The sequence below is a fragment of the Virgibacillus sp. genome, from assembly GCF_013393565.1.
GTDB classification, from domain to species: domain Bacteria; phylum Bacillota; class Bacilli; order Bacillales; family Amphibacillaceae; genus Virgibacillus; species Virgibacillus dokdonensis.
The window spans coordinates 86,534-104,598 of record NZ_JABXHF010000002.1 but is presented as its reverse complement, the minus strand read 5'-3'; the positions used below and the strand labels follow the sequence as shown (position 1 = coordinate 104,598).

The following is an 18,065-nucleotide window of genomic DNA, read 5'->3' as shown; positions in this document are numbered from 1 at the left end:
TCCGCAGCGGTCATTAGCTACATTTCGCTTAGCTGGAAATATTGAGGTTGCAAAAATGTCGAGAAAAACTTGACATATATGAAAGGATTTGCTGAAAGCATCCTGTAATTATACATGATACTATGTAAACAGGAACCTAAATTTTTCCGAAAGGCTAATAAAGTCCCAATGGTAATTTGTTTTAATAAAGATAAAAGGAGTAGATGACTAGTGGATATTTCAGAAATTATTTTATATCAATTGAAAATGAAAATGAAACACCCATTTACAACAAGCTTTGGTACTGAGCAAGATCGTGATTTTTTATTAGTAGAGGTGAAAGATGCTAGTGGTCGATCTGGCTGGGGCGAAGGTGTAGCTTCCGAACGTCCGTTGTATAGTGAAGAATTTACGCAACAAAGCTGGATGATGCTTGAACAGTTTCTCATTCCAGAGGCAATGAAACAAGAGATAAGCCACCCAAACGATTTACAACATACGTTTAAACCGTATAAAGGCAATTATATGGCTAAATCAGCTTTGGAAGGTGCTATGTGGGATTTGTATGCAAAACAGCAAGAAAAGTCTTTATCTTCCATGCTAGGTGGAACCAAAAAGCAAATCGAAGTGGGGATTAGTTTAGGAATTGAGGAAAATATTGAAGAATTATTAGCGAATATTCGGGAAAAAGTGGCTGAAGGTTATAAACGAATTAAAATAAAAATTAAGCCTGGTAAAGATGTGGATGTAGTACGAGAAGTACGTAAGCATTTTCCAGATATTCCTTTAATGGTAGATGCAAACTCTGCTTATACACTGGATGATATTGACACGTTGAAAGCTTTGGATACGTTCCATTTAATGATGATCGAGCAGCCGCTTGCAGCAGATGATATCCTTGACCATGCTACGTTACAAAAAGAAATTGAAACACCAGTGTGTCTAGATGAAAGCATCCATTCTTATGAAGATGCTCGGAAAGCAATTGCTTTAGGAAGTTGCAAAATAATTAATTTAAAAATCGGTCGTGTAGGCGGATTGACCGAATCAAAACGAATTCATGACCTATGTGAACAAGCAGGGATACCCTTATGGTGTGGGGGGATGTTAGAGTCTGGTGTTGGACGCGCACACAATATTGCTATTGCTTCGCTAGCCAACTTTACACTTCCGGGAGACACAGCGTCTTCTTCTAGATATTGGGAAAAAGATATTATTAATCCGGAGGTAGTGGCAGAAGACGGTGTCTTAACAGTAAATGATGCGCCAGGAATTGGTTATAAAGTTTTAAAAGATGAGGTTGAAAAGCATACGATAAGAAAGAAACAGTTTAAAAAGTAATAGAAAAAATCAGTGGAGGTTGCTTTTGTCTCCACTGATTTTTAGTAGCTCAAGCGTATTACTTTAATACTTCTTACGAAAAAAGACATAGGTAATGTTATCACCCATGTAGACTTTTTACATCTTCTAATTAGTAAAGTAGGAGTCTTATAAAAGTGCTTGGTTGCATTTAAATAAACTACATTAAGCTTTTCGTCATTAAGAATGGAAGATAAGCCAAGTATGATCATCATCACTTTTCTTATGGGAATTTGCGGTCATTCAAGTTTTCTATAAACGTGAACTTTGTTTTAACATGTTAACAGATGATGATCATTTGTGAAAAAATGTTCAAATAGAGGTTGCAATATATTGGTCCCTATTTTTTTAGAAGAAAACTAACACAAATTGAGCGGCAACCGTACCAAAAATAAGTGAAAAAGGATAAGCCGCAGCATAAGCAATGGCTGGTTCTTCAGAATCTATTTGTAAATTTAAAGCACCGAGTCCAGGCGTACATGTTCTACCACCACATAAAGTACCTAGAGAGTAGACAACGCCGAACTTGAACAGTTTTCTTGCTGCAAAATATCCGCATAAGATGGACACAGTCGTTATAATAGTTCCACTAACAACTAATACGACACCTTGCTTTTGGATCACATCAATTAAACCTTGGCCTGCTGTTGTTCCAGCGCCTGCCAAAAATAAGACAAGACCTAATTCGCTTATAACGTGAATAGCTGGACCGTAATATCGTACATGGATGGGACCGAGTTTTCCAAAGTGCCCAATGATTAAAGCAACAATTAAAGGGCCTCCTGCTAGCCCAAGTTGCATCGTTCCTAATCCTGGTATAGGAATTGGAAGCATTCCAACTAAAATACCGACTAAAAGCGTGACACTGATGGATAGGATGTGAATATTTGTTACAGATAGTTTTTTACGAGAAAAGAATTTTTCTATTTCTTCTAATCGATTTTCACTACTTACCATCGTTAAAACGTCTCCACGAAGTAAAGGAGTATTTGGATTTTGATTTAGCTCGATTCCATCTCGTTCAATTCTGGTTACGGTTGCCCCATAATCTCTCCTCAGTCTAAGTTCTTTCATATTCTTACCAACTAAGTCTTCATCCTCAACCGTAATCTTCCGTAATTGTATATTATCAGGGTTATCCATCGTTGCATTGACTGGTTCACCAACATGTTCTCCAAAAGCTTTCAGTTCATCAGCTTCACCAACGGAAACGAGGTAATCTCCTAATAAAATAGTAGTGTCGTGAAGTGCAATCATGGTATGAACTCCTCGGATAATCCGGCTGATCACGACCGAATTACGACTAAAACCGAGCTCGCGTAATGTTTTTTTATGCAATTTTGGGTTCGTTACTTTAAATGTCATTACTTCTGGCGAGTGTTCTGTTTTTATCGGGCTGTTTGTTTTTTCTAAATCTTTGGCAAGGTTTATCTTCCCAATACGCGGTAAAAGCTGAACGAATAGTATAATAGCAAGCACGCCGAATGGATAGGCAATCCCATAACCAACAGATGCCATCGGGTCATTGGTTGCTTGCAGGGCTGCTGCTAAGCCTGAGGTATTTGTTAATGCTCCTGTTAATAACCCAATAGCTAGTGCTGTTGGCAGGTCGAAAATTTTAGCAACGACAACAGAAGTTACAGCTGCACTAATGACGATAAATAGAGAAATGAGACAAAAAACGATACCATTAGAACGCATCATACGGAAAAAACGCGGCCCCGCCTGTAGACCGACAGCAACTATGAATAAGCTAAGTCCCAAATTTTGTACTGCTGTTGATACTTGATAGCCAAAATGTCCAAAAAGCATCGCAATTACTAAAACGCCAGCTGATCCTAGACAGATGCCTTTCATTTTTATTTGTCCTAATAATGATCCTAAAAACAAAATAACAAAGACTAAAATAAGCTGTTCATTAAGTAAATCGTGTAGTAAATCTTCCATTTTAATCTCCCTCTTTTATTCTACCCAATCTATCTTACTACATCTAGATTGAAAAAACGAAAGAACTGATAAACGTTATTAATTTTTTACAATACAGTAGAAATCATTCTCGTTCACATAGAGCGAGTGACTATTTATCTTATAAATAAAACAAAGGCTTTTGCCATGTTTTCTCACGAACTCACGTGGCGACGCTACATCATCACCAACAAAAGTATATATTTTAAAAGTTTTATAGTAAAGGAAAACTACAGTTTCCGTTATAAGGTTTCGGAAAAGCCAAGTTTTTCTAAAGAGTAATGGGGTGATGATTATGTGAAAGGAAAATAAATTATAAATTAGAACATTGCACCAGTTGTTGAAAGTTTGTCACACATGAAGGAAAATGGCTTTGATAAACTATAAAAGAGTTCAAACATCGGAGGATAATATATGCATTATAATCAAAAGCAACTATGGGCAGAAGCTGTACACTTTTTGCAACTGTATCACAATGAATGTGGATTAGAAAAAGAGCTTGAATACCGACTACAAGAGGTACAACGTGAAATGGAACAAACAGGCACTTATGAGCATACGTATGGGGAATTAACCTACGGGGCGAAAGTAGCTTGGAGAAATTCTAACCGTTGTATTGGTAGGTTGTTTTGGGAGCGTATGGAAGTTATTGATGCGCGTTCTGTGAACAAAAGCCAACATGTTTTTGAAAAGTTATTGCATCACATTCGTTACGCTGGAAACAGCGGGAAAATTCGACCGTTAATTACGATATTTTCACCAACAAAAAATGGACATGCTCCAGTAAAAATATGGAACCATCAGTTGCTTCGCTACGCTGGTTACCAATCAGAGAATGGAGTGATAGGTGATCCTAATTCGATTACTTTTACACAGCAATGTCAAAAACTTGGCTGGAAAGGGGAGGGAACTCCTTTTGATTTGCTCCCATTAGTCATCCAAGTTGATGATGGGGAACTAGAGTGGATGGAGATTCCTAGCGATATTGTTTTAGAAATTCCCATCCAACATCCAACGGAAGATATTTTTGCTCAGCAAGAAGTAAAATGGTATGGTGTACCAATTATTTCTGATATGTGCTTGGAAATAGGTGGTATAAGTTATCATGCTGCCCCGTTTAACGGATGGTACATGGGAACTGAAATTGGGGCGAGAAACCTTGCTGATGAGAACCGTTATAATTTATTACCTTTAGTGGCGAAACAGTTAGGGTTAAACACAAAGCATTTAAATACATTATGGAAAGATCGCGCTTTAGTTGAATTAAACATTGCGGTTTTAGAGTCATTTAAACAAGCAGGGGTTTCCATTGTTGATCATCATACAGCAGCTAAACAATTTGCCGTATTTGAAAAGAATGAACAAAAACAAGGTAGAACAGTTACTGGTAAATGGTCATGGCTTATTCCTCCATTGTCACCAGCAACTACACATATTTTTCATAAGCCATTTGATAATACAGTGCATAAACCAAATTTTTTCTATTCAAAACATAATCAGGGTTGATTGCAAATTATAGAGGTTTTAACACTACTTTTATCAATTATCCAATAGCTATATGCAGAAAGCTTATTAAATTAGCACAACTGCTGAAGATATATTAACATATGCTTTTTCTGCGGTGGTCATTTCAAGCCTTAAGCTGTAAGAGATTCAATCTACTTGCAATATTTCTAGCTAATCGTGCATAATGTTTCCTGTAGTAACAACAAGTTATCATTGTACGTATTGTCAATACTGCTTTAAGGAGATAAACATTTTGAACACGTTTACGGTTAAGAAATCACTAAATAATAACGTCCTCATTGCTTTGGATAATCAACAAAATGAAGTCGTCTTGATTGGTAATGGAATTGGTTTTCATTATAAGAAAAAAGACATTATCCATAAAGAGCAAATAGAAAAGCTGTTTGTATTACGTGATGAACAGGCGCAGGCGCAATATAAGCAATTGCTTCCAAACATAGATCATACATTGTTGGATTCCATTGTTAAAGCGGTAGAATTAATTCAGAAACGATCACATGTTATGTTGAATGAATCCGTTCATGTGGCTCTAACTGATCATGTGTTGTTTGCTTACCATCGTATGCTAAAAGGTTTGGAAATAAAAAATCCTTTTCTTGCCGAAACAAAAGCATTATATCCTTTTGAGTATGAGATCGCCTCAGAAATTGTTGAAGACATGAATCATAGGTTAAATATTCATCTTCCTGAAGGGGAAATTGGCTTTATTGCTTTACATGTACACAGTGCCATATCGAATAAAGCTCTCTCCGATATTAATAAATACTCCCAATTGGTTACACAATTTGTCGATATTATTGAAGAACAATTGAAAATTAAAGTGGACAGAGGCGGGATAGAATACGTACGCCTTGTTCGGCATGTACGCTATACGATCGAACGCGTGTTAAAAGGGGAAACAGTAGATGAACCAGTTAAGATAGCTTCCCTCTTGAAAAAGGAATACCCAACATGTTATAATCTAGCGTGGAAATTGATTAAAATGATGCAACAAACATTAAAGCAACCTGTATATGAAGCGGAAGCGGTGTATTTAACGATGCACTTGCAACGCCTCTATCAAAAACATGACTCATAATACATTTTCCGTGTTACTGATACGATCAGGCATGAGTGGAAAGATTATGAAATAGGACAGTAGGGCACACGTATAGCCTACTGCTTGTTTCTGATCTCTACTCATGCCTTTTTTGTTCTCTGAAGTATAAATTTTTTAGGGTTTATCGTATAAGAAAAATGATGACGTTCGAGTGTTATAAATACTTTGGCGAAAAGCTGCGTTTTTCTAAAGTTTATAGTGTGAAGTAAAATGAAGGATTTCTTCATGATACTTGCTAATAAGTCATGTTTTTTTCATTTTTCTTATAGATTTTGGGAAGGATAAATGTTAAAGAAAGCTTCTCGAAATTTTAATGTTTGTTGTTGCATAAAGGAGGAAAAAAGATGTTTAAGAAAGCTTTTGGTGTTTTACAAAAAGTTGGTAAAGCACTTATGCTTCCAGTCGCGTTATTACCGGCTGCTGGTTTATTGCTTGGATTTGGTAATGCTGCCCAGCAAGAGACGATGTTAGGATACTTACCGTTTCTAAAAGCGGATTGGATTCAATTAGTTGCTACTGTTATGGAAGATGCCGGTGGAATTATTTTTAGTAACTTGGCGCTTATCTTTGCGATTGGTGTAGCAATCGGTTTAGCGAGTGATGGAGCAGCTGGTTTAGCAGCTCTTGTAGGTTATTTAGTCTTAAACCAAGTGATGGGTTCTTGGATCGATGTTACCCCAGAAATGATCGAATCAGACCCTGGATTTGCTTCTGTATTAGGGATTCCTACGTTACAAACAGGCGTGTTTGGAGGTATCATTGTAGGTTTGATTGCCGCGTTTTGTTATAATCGCTATCACAATATTGAAATGCCCGCTTTTCTTGGTTTCTTTGCTGGAAAGCGATTTGTACCAATTGTTACGGCCGCGTTCTCATTTCTTGCAGGTATTGCGCTATTATTTGTTTGGCCACCTGTGCAAGATGCGATGAATAGTGCATCCTATTGGTTAATTGAGGAAGGAACATATTTAGCTGTTTTCTTCTTTGGATTTGTAAAAAGATTACTTATTCCATTTGGATTGCACCATATTTTCCATGCACCGTTTTGGTATGAATTTGGTTCGTATACTACCGTAGCAGGTGATTTAGTTCGTGGAGATATGACTATTTTCTTTGCCCAGTTAAAAGATGGGGTAGAAATTACAGCTGGTAACTTTATGGCAGGGGAATTTCCAGTTATGATGTTCGGTTTACCAGCAGCAGCATTAGCTATGTATCACACAGCACGACCAGAAAAGAAAAAGATAGTTGCTGGTTTGTTAGGTTCTGCAGCATTAACATCCTTTTTAACAGGGATTACAGAGCCGCTCGAATTTTCATTTATGTTTGTTTCGCCGCTATTATTTCTCTTACATGCGGTTTTAGATGGACTTTCATTCGTACTAATGACGTTCTTTAGTGTTAATGTCGGCTATACATTCTCCGGTGGTGCGATTGACTTTGTATTATTTGGAATTTTACCGAATAAGGAACCGTGGTGGATCACCATCCTATTAGGATTAGCATTTGCTGTTATTTACTACGTCATTTTCCGCTTTTTCATTCAGAAGTTTAACTTAATGACTCCAGGTAGGGAGAAAGTAGAAGAGGAAGAGGAAAGTAATAGTGGACAAACTGGTGAGCTTGCTTATGATGTATTAGAAGCAATGGGTGGTCAAGAAAATATTGCGCATTTAGATGCATGCATTACACGTTTACGCGTATCCGTTAATTCAATTAAAAATGTCGATAAAGAAAGATTGAAGAAGCTAGGGGCTTCAGGTGTATTGGAAGTTGGCGACAACATCCAAGCCATTTTTGGTCCACGTTCCGAAACGATTAAAGGACAAATGCAAGATATTATGTCTGGTAAAACACCACGTCCTGTGGAAACAGATCAAGAAGAAGAGGTTCAGCAACAGATTGAAGAAGTCACCCCAGAGGCAATACAAAATGAAGCTGAAACAGAAGCAATTGTTTCACCAATGAAAGGGGATCTATTGCCAATTACAGAAGTTCCTGATCAAGTATTTTCTGGAAAAATGATGGGTGATGGTTTTGCAATTGTACCAGAAGACGGACTAGTTGTTTCGCCTGTAAATGGGAAAGTGGTAAATGTTTTCCCAACTAAACACGCCATTGGTTTACAGTCAGATGGTGGAAAAGAAATTCTTATTCATGTTGGTATTGATACGGTTAATTTAAAAGGAGACGGCTTTGAAATGCTCATTGAAGAAGGAGATAAAGTCGAAGCAGGACAACCACTGCTTAAAGCAGATCTGTCCTTTATTCAAAGTAAAGGAATGCCGGTTATCACACCGATTGTATTTACCAACCTCAAAGAGGGACAACAAGTATCACTTGAGAAGAGTGGAAAAGTAGAAAGTAAAGAAGAAAACATTATTACATTGTAATAAAAAAGCTAGTTAGGGTTCTGCCTTGACTAGCTTTTCTTATTACGCTATTGAAAAACATAAAATTCAGAGCAAATGGAAGGCTATTGCCAAACCTTTATGGCAGTAGCCTTTGTTTGGCTAAGAGAGCAAGCAGACTTAACTACTAAAATGACATCCTCTATCATATACTTTTTAATACGTACGATAAAGTGAAATTTTAATTAGTTGCAGTTTTTCAATCTGCTGCTGATTGTTCAGCTCAATGCTATGACGTAAAGGCTTATAAATGACTTTATGCTGTTATCTTTTATCTTTTGTTTAATGTCCAAGCTAACATTTTCACATTCTTGAAGAAGTGGTACAGCATTTTATATTCGTGATAAAGGAGGATACAACTCATGACCACCTTGAATATTGCTATTCTTGGAGGAGGTTCAACATCTACGCCACAGTTAATAAGTCAATTTATCCAACACGAGGAAGCATTACCTATAAAAAAGATATACCTTGTTGATATTTTAGCAGGGAGAGAACGTTTATCTATCATTGCATCTTTCGTTAGACGTATGATAGAACAGGAAAATAGTAACATAGAAATAATTGAAACGCTCAATAGGCGAGAGGCATTGAAGCAGGCTGATTTTATTATTAATCAAATCAGAGTAGGTGGCTTGGATATGCGTCAAGCAGATGAAACGTTATGTTTAGAGTATGGTATCATAGCAGAGGAAGCTTCAGGTCCGGTTGGATTTATGAATGCTTTAAGAACGATACCTATTATGCTTGATATTTGTGAAGATATTGAAGAATTAGCACCAGATGCTTGGTTACTTAATTTGACGAATCCTTGCAGTATAATCACAGAAGCGATAGATAAGCATACGAATGTGAAAGTTATTGGTATCAATGATGGGCCAATGGCTTTTCGTAATCAATTTGCAAAGGCGTACGGTGTTGTCAAGAATGATATAAGTATGCAACTAATAGGGACAAGTCAATTGTTATGGGTTACGGATTTATATGTTCGTGGAAAATCAAAAATAACAGATGCCATACTTTATAAAAAGTTGCATAGTAGAAGGCAACGACAAGATATTACTGTTGATGCATATTTTTTACAAACATATGGCGTCATTGGTTGCGAATATCAGCCTTATTATTATCAGGCTGACCAAATTTTAGCAAAGCAATTAGATGTGTTTAAACAAGGTGTGCTTCCATCTGATTTTGAACTGGAAGAACGCAAGCAATTATTATCTCTATATGAACATGCAAAAACAGCTACGTTACCAAATGGAGTGGGAGATAGGCGAGGTGCAGCAGCTTTAGAAGGGGTGCTCGAGGTTATCCAAACAATCCATTATGATTTAAAGCGCATTTTACCAGTAAATATTAGAAATAATGGAGCAGTAGAAGGCTTACGGAACGATGCTTGTGTCCAGGTAAATAGTGTAGTAGAAAGACATGGGATTACACCAATCCAAGTACCTGAAATCTTACCGCATGTTCACGGATTATTACAATATATGAAAGCTTATGAATCACTGACTGTGGAAGCAGGAATATCCAAAAACATCGGGGTAGCCATTCAGGCGATGACCATGCATCCATTTGTGCCATCTGCGGAAATAGCTCATAAGCTGCTTCAAGATATGTTTATTGTAAATGAAGCTTATGTTCAACCGGTCATTTATTAACTCGAAGCAAGAGGGGTGACGTGTATGCATCGTAATTATTTTACAATGTATACTTTAAATAGTAGGAAAAGGGAAGCCTTCTATAGAACAGGAGGTTTCCCTTTTGCTTCACTATAGAAAAGTATAAAATTCTACAGCTTCCGCCATAAAGACTTGACGGTAAGTTAAGCTTTTCTAATATGAAAAGAAAGTATAAAATTTGTTGCTTTGGAATACCGATTTAACGGAATAGCCACGTCCGGCTTAAGCGCCCAGAAACTAGGCGACTTCCCGAATTGCCCTACGATAAGTCATCATCGGTCGTGCTAAATAGGAAGGCCGACTAAAAACGGGCTTGTCTTAGTGCGTCGGCATACCCCTGTTTTAGTGGCATAATTCCTAAAACTTTAGTTGATTCGCTCCATTCACTACGTTGCTAAACTGGCGCCCCGAGCCTTTGTTTTACAATAGATTTCCAATCGATACGTATTTGGTTTCTAAGTAAGGTTCAATACCTTCCAGTCCACCTTCACGACCAAGCCCACTCTCCTTCATCCCACCAAATGGGGCGTGAGCGGCAGATGGTCCGCCGTCGTTCCAGCCAACAATGCCATAATCTAAATGCTCATACAAATAAGTACCAGTACGGTAATCATTTGTAAAAAAGTAGGCAGCTAAACCAAATGGCGTATCGTTAGCAAGGCGTACAGCTTCCTCGATATTTGTAAAAGTAGTTATAGGAGCTACTGGACCAAATGTTTCCTCATGCATAATTGTCATATCCGCTGTTACTTCATTAAGTATGGTTGGGTATACAAAATAATATCCTTTCTCATGGTCTGCTTCAAATGTATCTCCTAACAATACTTTAGCACCTTTTTGCTTAGCATCATCAATATGTTCTTTAATTTTGTTATAGCCTTGTTCATTAATGATTGGTCCAATATCAATATTATCATGAAGTCCATTGCCAACAGTTAAATGTTTGGCACGTTGTACAAAAGCTGCTGCAAACTGATCTACAATGTCTTCGTGAACGATAATTCGGTTTGCACACACGCATGTTTGTCCAGCATTACGAAATTTTGAGATGATCGTTTGTTCAGCTGCAAATTCAATATCCGCATCTTTAGCAACAATCAATGGCGCATGCCCACCAAGCTCCATGGTGACATGTTTGACCGTGTTTGCACTTCCTTTAATTAAGTTTTTCCCTACAGCAGTGGAACCTGTAAAGGTAATTTTACGCACATAGTTACTTTCTGTAAATAATGCGCCAATCATTTTCCCAGAACCGACGACATATTGAATAGCGTCTTCTGGGATACCTGCCTTATGAGCTAATTCAATTATTCGAATGCCTGTTAGCGGTGTTTCAGAAGCAGGTTTGACAATAAAAGTACACCCAGAAGCTAGTGCTGGTGCTGCTTTTCTTGTCATCATGGCTGCGGGAAAATTCCAAGGTGTAATAGCAGCTACTAGACCAACAGGCTCTTTACGAACGAGGATTCGTTTTGATTCGGTGTTTGCTGGAATTGTTCGCCCGTAAATTCGCTTTGCTTCTTCTGCATACCAATCAATATAACTTGCCGCATATTCTATCTCACCATAAGATTCCTTTAGTGGCTTTCCGTTTTCCTTCGTCATCAGTTTAGCAAGTTCATCCTTATGCTCTCTGATTTGTATTGCCCAATGTTGCAGTAATTCTGACCGTTTATGTGCATGTATGCTTGCCCAAGTTGGAAAGAATGCGTACCCCTTATAAAGCGCTTTCTTTACTTCCTCACTAGGCCAGGCACTCAATTCTTCCAGTATCTCTCCAGTAGCCGGGTTTGTAACGGTGATTTTGTTAGCCAAATAGAAAACCCCTTTCTTATCACTTTAAATATAATCTCTATTTTAGTATATTCCTTGATTCATCGGAAAGAAAACATATCATATCGAAAAGGTTTAAAAATTATTGTAAGTCATTTTATGCATAAAAAAGTGGTTGCGTTTTCATGAAAAGTAACCGTTTCCGTCTTTAAAAGGAAAAAGTCTATGTTTAGTTATCCACTTGCTTAACTTAAACTAAAGAAAGCAAGAGAAATAAATCAGAAATTTTTAGGAGGAAACAAAAATGAAACATATTTTACTTGCGTGTTCAGCAGGAATGTCAACGAGCCTTTTGGTTTCCAAAATGAAAGAAGTAGCAGAAGAAAAGGGGATAGATGTGAAGATTTGGGCAGTTGCTCAAGATAAAGTAACGAAAGATATTGAACAAGCAGACGTGTTATTAATTGGTCCACAAATGCGTTTTTTAAAGAAAAAATTAGCCAAACTCGCGGATGAAGTAAATGTACATCTTGATGTTATTGATCCAACTGCTTATGGAAGAATTGATGGCGAAGCAGTCTTAAATAGAGCACTCGAACTAATGGAAGAAGCTAACTAATGGGGGGTGTTGAAAAATGAATAAATTTATGGAAATGCTTGAAAATGTATTATTACCAATTGCTGATAAATTAAATAACAACCGTTATCTAACCGCTCTTCGTGATGGATTCATGGTTGCTTTACCATTAATCATCTTTGGTTCCATTTTTGTTGTTATTGCGAACCTACCATTCCTCGATCGCGTTATAAGTGAGGATGCGTTTGCTGCTTATCAAAGTGCTTTAGGTCCTGCATCAGCAGCAACGTTAAGTATTATGGGAATGTTTGTCATTATTGGGATTGGATACAAATTGACCGAGCATTACGAAAATGAAGCTATTTATGGCGGGGTAGTTGCATTAACTGCATTTTTAATTCTGACACCGCAAGTACTTGAAGGACTGACGGGAGTTATTCCAACGGCAAGTTTAGGTGCGCAAGGTATGTTTTTAGGAATTTTTACTGCATTTATAGCAGCGGAACTTTACAATTTCTTTGTTAGAAAAGATTGGACGATTAAGATGCCAGCTGGTGTTCCCCAAGCAGTATCAAGGTCATTTAGTGCATTAATTCCAATTACATTAACATTGTCATTTTTTCTAATTATTCGAATTATTTTTAGCTACACGGGCTTTGACACAGTACAGAACTTTATTTATACAATTATTCAACAACCATTAACTCAACTCGGTAGTGGGTTGCCAGCAACTATTGTAGCTGTTTTATTAATTCAGGTATTTTGGTTTTTCGGATTACATGGACAGATTATTGTTAACTCAGTTTTTGATCCGATATGGTACACGTTAAATGAGCAAAACCTATCGGCTTTCCAAGCAGGAACGGAATTACCGAATATCGTTACAAAACAATTTATCGATTCATTTATTGTTGGAATGGGTGGATCGGGAATGACGTTAGCAGTTATAATCCTCATCTTTATTATTGGTAGAAGCAGACAAATGAAAGAGTTGGGTAAACTTGGGGCGCCAGCAGGGATATTTAATGTGAATGAGCCAATTATCTTTGGTTTACCAATTATTATGAATCCGCTTATCATTATTCCGTGGTTACTTGCTCCAGTAGTGGTTACCATTATTACGTATTTTGCTATGGCGACCGGGCTTGTTCCACCACCAGCTGGAGTTATTGTTCCGTGGACAACTCCTGTTGTATTAAATGGTTTTTTAGCTACAGGAAACGCTTGGCAAGGCGGGTTGTTGCAAGCAGTCAACTTAGTTGTTGTTATGATGATTTGGTGGCCATTCTTGAAGATTATGGACAAGAGTTATTACGAGAAAGAAAAAGCAGCAAAGAAAAGTTAATGAGTAAATGGACGAGGTGAGAAATATGGATCAAACAACTGAAATTGCTTTTCAAATTATTTTACATGCTGGTAATGGAAAATCTAGTGTGATGGAAGCAATCCAAGAAGCGAAAATAGGGAATTTTAATAAAGCAGATCAATTAGTTGAAGAAGCAGCAGAAGAACTTGGAAAAGCACATGAATATCAAACGAAATTATTACACAATGAAGCTCGAGGAGAAGGAAACATTATTAACGTTATGCTCATCCACTCACAAGACCATTTAATGACTTCTATGACGATGAGGGATTTAGCAATCGAAATTATTGAGATTTATCGTAATAAATAGTTGAGGAGGTATTGCATTGACAGTAGAATATAAATTTCCAGCAAATTTTTGGTGGGGAAGTGCAACGTCTGCTACGCAAATAGAAGGTGCAGCAGAAAAAGATGGGAAAGCGAAAAACATCTGGGATTATTGGTATGAAACCGAACCGAATCGTTTTTTTGACCAAGTAGGTCCAGCGAGAGCATCTGATTTTTATCAACGATATAAGGAAGATATTCAATTAATGAAACAGATTGGACATAATAGTTTTCGTCTATCTATTTCATGGTCCCGTTTAATGCCGAACGGACAAATGAATGAACAAGCGGTAGAATTTTATAATGGTGTGATTAATGAATTAATAGACAATGATATCGAGCCATTCGTTAATCTATTTCACTTTGATATGCCACTTGCTTACCAACAATTTGGTGGATGGGAAAATCGCGAAGTTGTAGATAGCTATCAATCTTATGCGGAGATGTGTTTCAAACTTTTTGGTGATCGAGTGAAAAAATGGTTTACATTCAATGAGCCGATTGTCCCTGTTGAAGGTGGGTATCTGTACGATTTTCATTATCCTAATATTGTGGATGCTCAAAAAGCGGTGCAAGTAGCATACCATACGATGATTGCTAACGCAAAAGTAATTAAGGCTTTTCGTAAGCTAAATGATCCACATAGTCAAATTGGAATTATATTAAATTTAACACCATCTTATCCAAGAAGCAGTAACCCAACTGATCTACGTGCTTCAAAAATAGCAGATCTATTTTTTAACCGTAGTTTCTTGGATCCAGCTGTATTAGGTGAATATCCTGATGAGCTAATTGCCATCCTAAAAGAACATGGTCAGTTACCGCAAACAAAACAGGGTGATAAAGAACTACTAAAAAACAATACGGTAGATATTTTAGGAATTAATTATTACCAGCCACGTCGTGTGAAAGCAAAAGAATATTTACCTAATCCATACGCTCCATTTATGCCTGATATGTTTTTTGATCTTTATGAAATGCCAGGTAGAAAAATGAACCCGCATCGTGGATGGGAAATATACGAAAAAGGTATTTACGATATCTTAATGAATTTAAAGGAAAACTATGGTAATATATCGTCGTTTATTTCTGAAAATGGCATGGGCGTTCAGAATGAAGAGCGATTTATAAAAGAGGGTCAAATTCAAGATGAATACCGCATTGAATTTATTCGGGAACATTTAAAATGGGTACATCGAGCTGTGCAAGAAAAATGCAATGTGAAAGGGTATCATTTATGGACATTTATGGATAACTGGTCTTGGATGAATGCCTACAAAAATCGCTATGGATTTTATTCTGTGGACTTAAATACGATGGAGCGGAAACCGAAAAAGAGTGCAGAATGGTTTAAAGAAGTGTCTCTAAACAATGGTTTTTAGCATTTAGATACCCATCCACACGTCCACATGGTGTGGATGGGGTAGAACAAAGGCTTAGGGAGCCCGTTTAGCAACGTAGCGACTGGAACGAATCAACTAAAATAAAGGAATCATGCCACTAAAACAGCGGTATGCCGACGTGGGGGCGGCAAGCCCGTTTTTAGTCGGCCTTCCTCTTAGTTACGAACCGATGATGACTTACTTAGCTTAGGGCAATGGAGTGAAGTAGTATAGTTGCTGGGCGCTGGAGCCGGACGTGGCTTATTTGGTTATGGTGTTATACACAAGCCTCTAAGTTTATACTATCTTATCTTTTAAAAAAGAAGATATAGATTTAAATAAAGTTATTTGAAAAAATAAGAAAAGAGAATTTCGTTGTCTATATTGTCCTGTCCCCTTGATTTTAAAGAGAATAATGAGGAGAATTTAGATGCTTACAACTAGGATGCGAATGATATTAAAAAAATTAATGCTTGTTGATTCTCCGTTGACAGGGAAATTTTTGGCTCAGTTAAATAAGGTTACAGCAAGAACGACAAGAGAAGATATAAAAAAACTGGATTCATTAATACGTCAATATGGAGCCAAGGTAGAAGCTGTTGTGTCAAAAGGTTATCAGCTGACTATTTTTGATGAAGAAAAGTTTCGCGATTTTTTGCATACAATCGTTCATCTGGAAGATCAAAAAAATAGGTCTATCTCACAATTACCTGAAGACAGAGAGATACAAATTATTCGTCGGTTATTAGTAACGAAAGGTTATGTGAAGCTAGAGCAATTAGCTGATGAACTGTATGTTAGTAAATCTACTGTGCAAAATGATTTAAAACAAGTAAAGGAGCGGCTAAAGCTTTATTCGATTCAGATTCATGCAAGACCAAACTATGGTCTTAAATTACAAGGTGACGAATTGAAATTACGCTTTTGTATGGCTGAATACATTGTTGATCGAACACATAGACATGGTGAGCCTCCCCATCATCCTGCAATCCCATCCATACGTAAGGAAGACTTTGTTGCCATTGACAACATTATTATGGAACAAATAAAACAGAATCATATTAGTATGTCGGATGTAGCGATTCAGAATTTGCTCATTCATATATTAATTGCTTATGAACGAATAAAAGACGGCAAATATATAACATTGCAGTCTAGTGAATTGGAACAAATTGTTAATCAATCGGAATATGAAGTAGCTAAACGCATTGTTCAGAACGTAGAAAGGCATTTACACATACAGTTTCCTCATTCAGAAACAGCCTATATCGCCATTCACTTATTGGGAACAAAAATGATCGCTCCACTTGAACAGGCAGGCGGATTGGAAGAAAACTTAGTTGCACCTGATATTTTGCCAATTATTATGCAGATGCTAAAAAAAATAGATGAAGAGTATCATTTAGGGATTCAACATGATAAAGAACTGATAGTCGCTTTGGGGTTACATCTCAAGCCTGCTATTAATCGGTATAAATATGGTATGAACATTCGAAATCCATTATTAGCAGATATTAAAAAAAGCTATCCATTAGCTTTTGAATCAGCCGTTCTAGGCGGTATAATTATTGAAAAAATGACAGGTAGTGAATTTGATGAAAACGAGATCGGGTATATTTCTTTGCATATCGGTGCGGCAATGGAGCGGAAAAATTTCCACACGGGACCAAAGCGTTGCTTAATTGTATGCGCATCAGGGTTTGGTACAGCACAATTAATATATTATAAAGTAAAAACGGAATTTAGAGATGCTGTTGAAGTGATTGGTGTTATTGAATTGTATAAGTTAAAGGACTATCAACTAAGTAATATAGACTTTATTATTAGTTCTGTAGCAATTGATCAAGACATAGGCATACCTGTAATTCGAGTTAATGCTATATTAGAAAAATCAGACATGGAAAACATTACATCATTTATTCATGATCAAGAATCGATTAGAACCTATTTTCAGCCACAGCTCGTATTTTTGCAACAAGATTTGAAGAATAGGGATGAGATACTTCACTATTTATATCAGCAAATAAACCAGATGGGATTAGTACCAAATAGTTATTTAGAACACATTTATGAACGAGAGGAAATTGCTGCCACGTCATATGGTAACTTAGTTGCTATTCCTCACCCTGTCATGCCTCAATCTAAGAAAACTTTTTTAACGGTTTGCACATTAAAAAGGGCAGTGGATTGGGGAGGTAAACCTGTTCAATTTATTTGTTTATTAAATGTACAAAAAGATAGTAAAGAAGATCTGCAAGGAATGTACGATTTATTAGGAACGATCGTTAACTCAGAAAAAATCGTCCAACGTTTAATTCAAGCAACAGATTACTATGACTTTATCCGTGTTTTAGATGAATATCGTAATTGACGAGTTTATGATCCTCAAAAGCTAAATATTTTGCATGCTACCCCTTATTTCTTGATAATGAGGGGGTTTTTATGCTATCGGGAAAAACTGTGGTTTTCTACTGAATTGGCAACAAGCCAAGTTTTTAAAATATTATTTTTATTTGTGATTAGTCGAACGAAGTTATACATATGGAGAAATTGTTATGATACAGTATACTAGAGTGTGTGCTCAGTAAAGACAGTTATATAAGTTAAGTTTTCCTGTG

General features: G+C 36.9%; 12 protein-coding genes. 10 read left to right on the top strand and 2 right to left on the bottom strand.

All coding sequences use genetic code 11. The features are described 5' to 3' along the window. Positions 1–210: 210 nt before the first annotated feature. A complete protein-coding gene (gene menC / locus HLX49_RS01030; RefSeq protein ID WP_101933620.1) occupies positions 211–1,320 on the top strand; it encodes an o-succinylbenzoate synthase in 1,110 nt (369 codons plus the stop codon). Between the two features lie 366 nt (positions 1,321–1,686). On the opposite strand, the gene HLX49_RS01025 is transcribed toward menC, so the two are convergent. Then, positions 1,687–3,285, bottom strand: coding sequence for an aspartate:alanine exchanger family transporter (locus HLX49_RS01025; RefSeq protein ID WP_077702906.1), 1,599 nt, complete (start codon positions 3,283–3,285; stop codon positions 1,687–1,689). A 432-nt stretch (positions 3,286–3,717) separates the two neighbouring features. Between HLX49_RS01025 and HLX49_RS01020 the strand changes: the two genes are divergently transcribed. The 4 genes from HLX49_RS01020 (at position 3,718) to HLX49_RS01005 (ending at position 10,001) form a co-directional block, all read left to right on the top strand. Next, the gene (locus HLX49_RS01020; protein ID WP_077702907.1) at positions 3,718–4,809 is read left to right on the top strand and encodes a nitric oxide synthase oxygenase; all 1,092 of its coding nucleotides are present in this window, start codon (positions 3,718–3,720) and stop codon (positions 4,807–4,809) included. Positions 4,810–5,062: 253 nt separating this feature from the next. Next, positions 5,063–5,908, top strand: a complete 846-nt coding sequence (gene glcT / locus HLX49_RS01015; protein WP_101933621.1) for a glucose PTS transporter transcription antiterminator GlcT — start codon at positions 5,063–5,065, stop codon at positions 5,906–5,908. Positions 5,909–6,273: 365 nt separating this feature from the next. Next, positions 6,274–8,322 carry a glucose-specific PTS transporter subunit IIBC gene (ptsG, locus tag HLX49_RS01010; RefSeq protein WP_296360484.1) on the top strand — a complete coding sequence of 683 codons (2,049 nt, stop codon included), beginning with the start codon at positions 6,274–6,276 and terminating at the stop codon, positions 8,320–8,322. A gap of 380 nt (positions 8,323–8,702) precedes the next feature. Beyond that, on the top strand, positions 8,703–10,001 hold the full coding sequence (locus HLX49_RS01005) for a family 4 glycosyl hydrolase (RefSeq protein ID WP_077702910.1): 1,299 nt from the start codon (positions 8,703–8,705) through the stop codon (positions 9,999–10,001). A gap of 441 nt (positions 10,002–10,442) precedes the next feature. Here HLX49_RS01005 and HLX49_RS01000 read toward each other — a convergent pair whose 3' ends face one another. Continuing rightward, entirely contained in the window at positions 10,443–11,837 is a 1,395-nt protein-coding gene (locus HLX49_RS01000; protein WP_077702911.1) for an NAD-dependent succinate-semialdehyde dehydrogenase, read from the bottom strand. Between the two features lie 262 nt (positions 11,838–12,099). Between HLX49_RS01000 and HLX49_RS00995 the strand changes: the two genes are divergently transcribed. From HLX49_RS00995 to HLX49_RS00975, 5 genes are all read left to right on the top strand, one after another. Then, complete coding sequence (locus HLX49_RS00995) at positions 12,100–12,414, top strand: PTS sugar transporter subunit IIB (protein ID WP_073005838.1); 315 nt, start codon at positions 12,100–12,102, stop codon at positions 12,412–12,414. Positions 12,415–12,430: 16 nt separating this feature from the next. Continuing rightward, positions 12,431–13,717, top strand: a complete 1,287-nt coding sequence (gene celB / locus HLX49_RS00990) for a PTS cellobiose transporter subunit IIC (RefSeq protein ID WP_077702912.1) — start codon at positions 12,431–12,433, stop codon at positions 13,715–13,717. A gap of 25 nt (positions 13,718–13,742) precedes the next feature. Then, positions 13,743–14,048: a PTS sugar transporter subunit IIA gene (locus HLX49_RS00985; protein WP_077702913.1), complete on the top strand. Its 306-nt coding sequence runs from the start codon at positions 13,743–13,745 to the stop codon at positions 14,046–14,048. A gap of 16 nt (positions 14,049–14,064) precedes the next feature. Then, positions 14,065–15,447: a glycoside hydrolase family 1 protein gene (locus HLX49_RS00980; RefSeq protein ID WP_296360482.1), complete on the top strand. Its 1,383-nt coding sequence runs from the start codon at positions 14,065–14,067 to the stop codon at positions 15,445–15,447. Positions 15,448–15,892: 445 nt separating this feature from the next. Then, positions 15,893–17,818, top strand: a complete 1,926-nt coding sequence (locus HLX49_RS00975; protein WP_296360480.1) for a BglG family transcription antiterminator — start codon at positions 15,893–15,895, stop codon at positions 17,816–17,818. Positions 17,819–18,065: the final 247 nt, after the last annotated feature.

Excerpts from the sequence above, each read along its gene's own strand:
- HLX49_RS01025 (WP_077702906.1), bottom strand. The coding sequence starts at position 3,285 with ATGGAAGATTTACTACACGATTTACTTAATGAACAGCTTATTTTAGTC.
- HLX49_RS01020 (WP_077702907.1), top strand. The coding sequence starts at position 3,718 with ATGCATTATAATCAAAAGCAACTATGGGCAGAAGCTGTACACTTTTTG.
- ptsG (WP_296360484.1), top strand. The coding sequence starts at position 6,274 with ATGTTTAAGAAAGCTTTTGGTGTTTTACAAAAAGTTGGTAAAGCACTT.
- HLX49_RS01005 (WP_077702910.1), top strand. The coding sequence starts at position 8,703 with ATGACCACCTTGAATATTGCTATTCTTGGAGGAGGTTCAACATCTACG.
- HLX49_RS00995 (WP_073005838.1), top strand. The coding sequence starts at position 12,100 with ATGAAACATATTTTACTTGCGTGTTCAGCAGGAATGTCAACGAGCCTT.
- celB (WP_077702912.1), top strand. The coding sequence starts at position 12,431 with ATGAATAAATTTATGGAAATGCTTGAAAATGTATTATTACCAATTGCT.
- HLX49_RS00985 (WP_077702913.1), top strand. The coding sequence starts at position 13,743 with ATGGATCAAACAACTGAAATTGCTTTTCAAATTATTTTACATGCTGGT.
- HLX49_RS00975 (WP_296360480.1), top strand. The coding sequence starts at position 15,893 with ATGCGAATGATATTAAAAAAATTAATGCTTGTTGATTCTCCGTTGACA.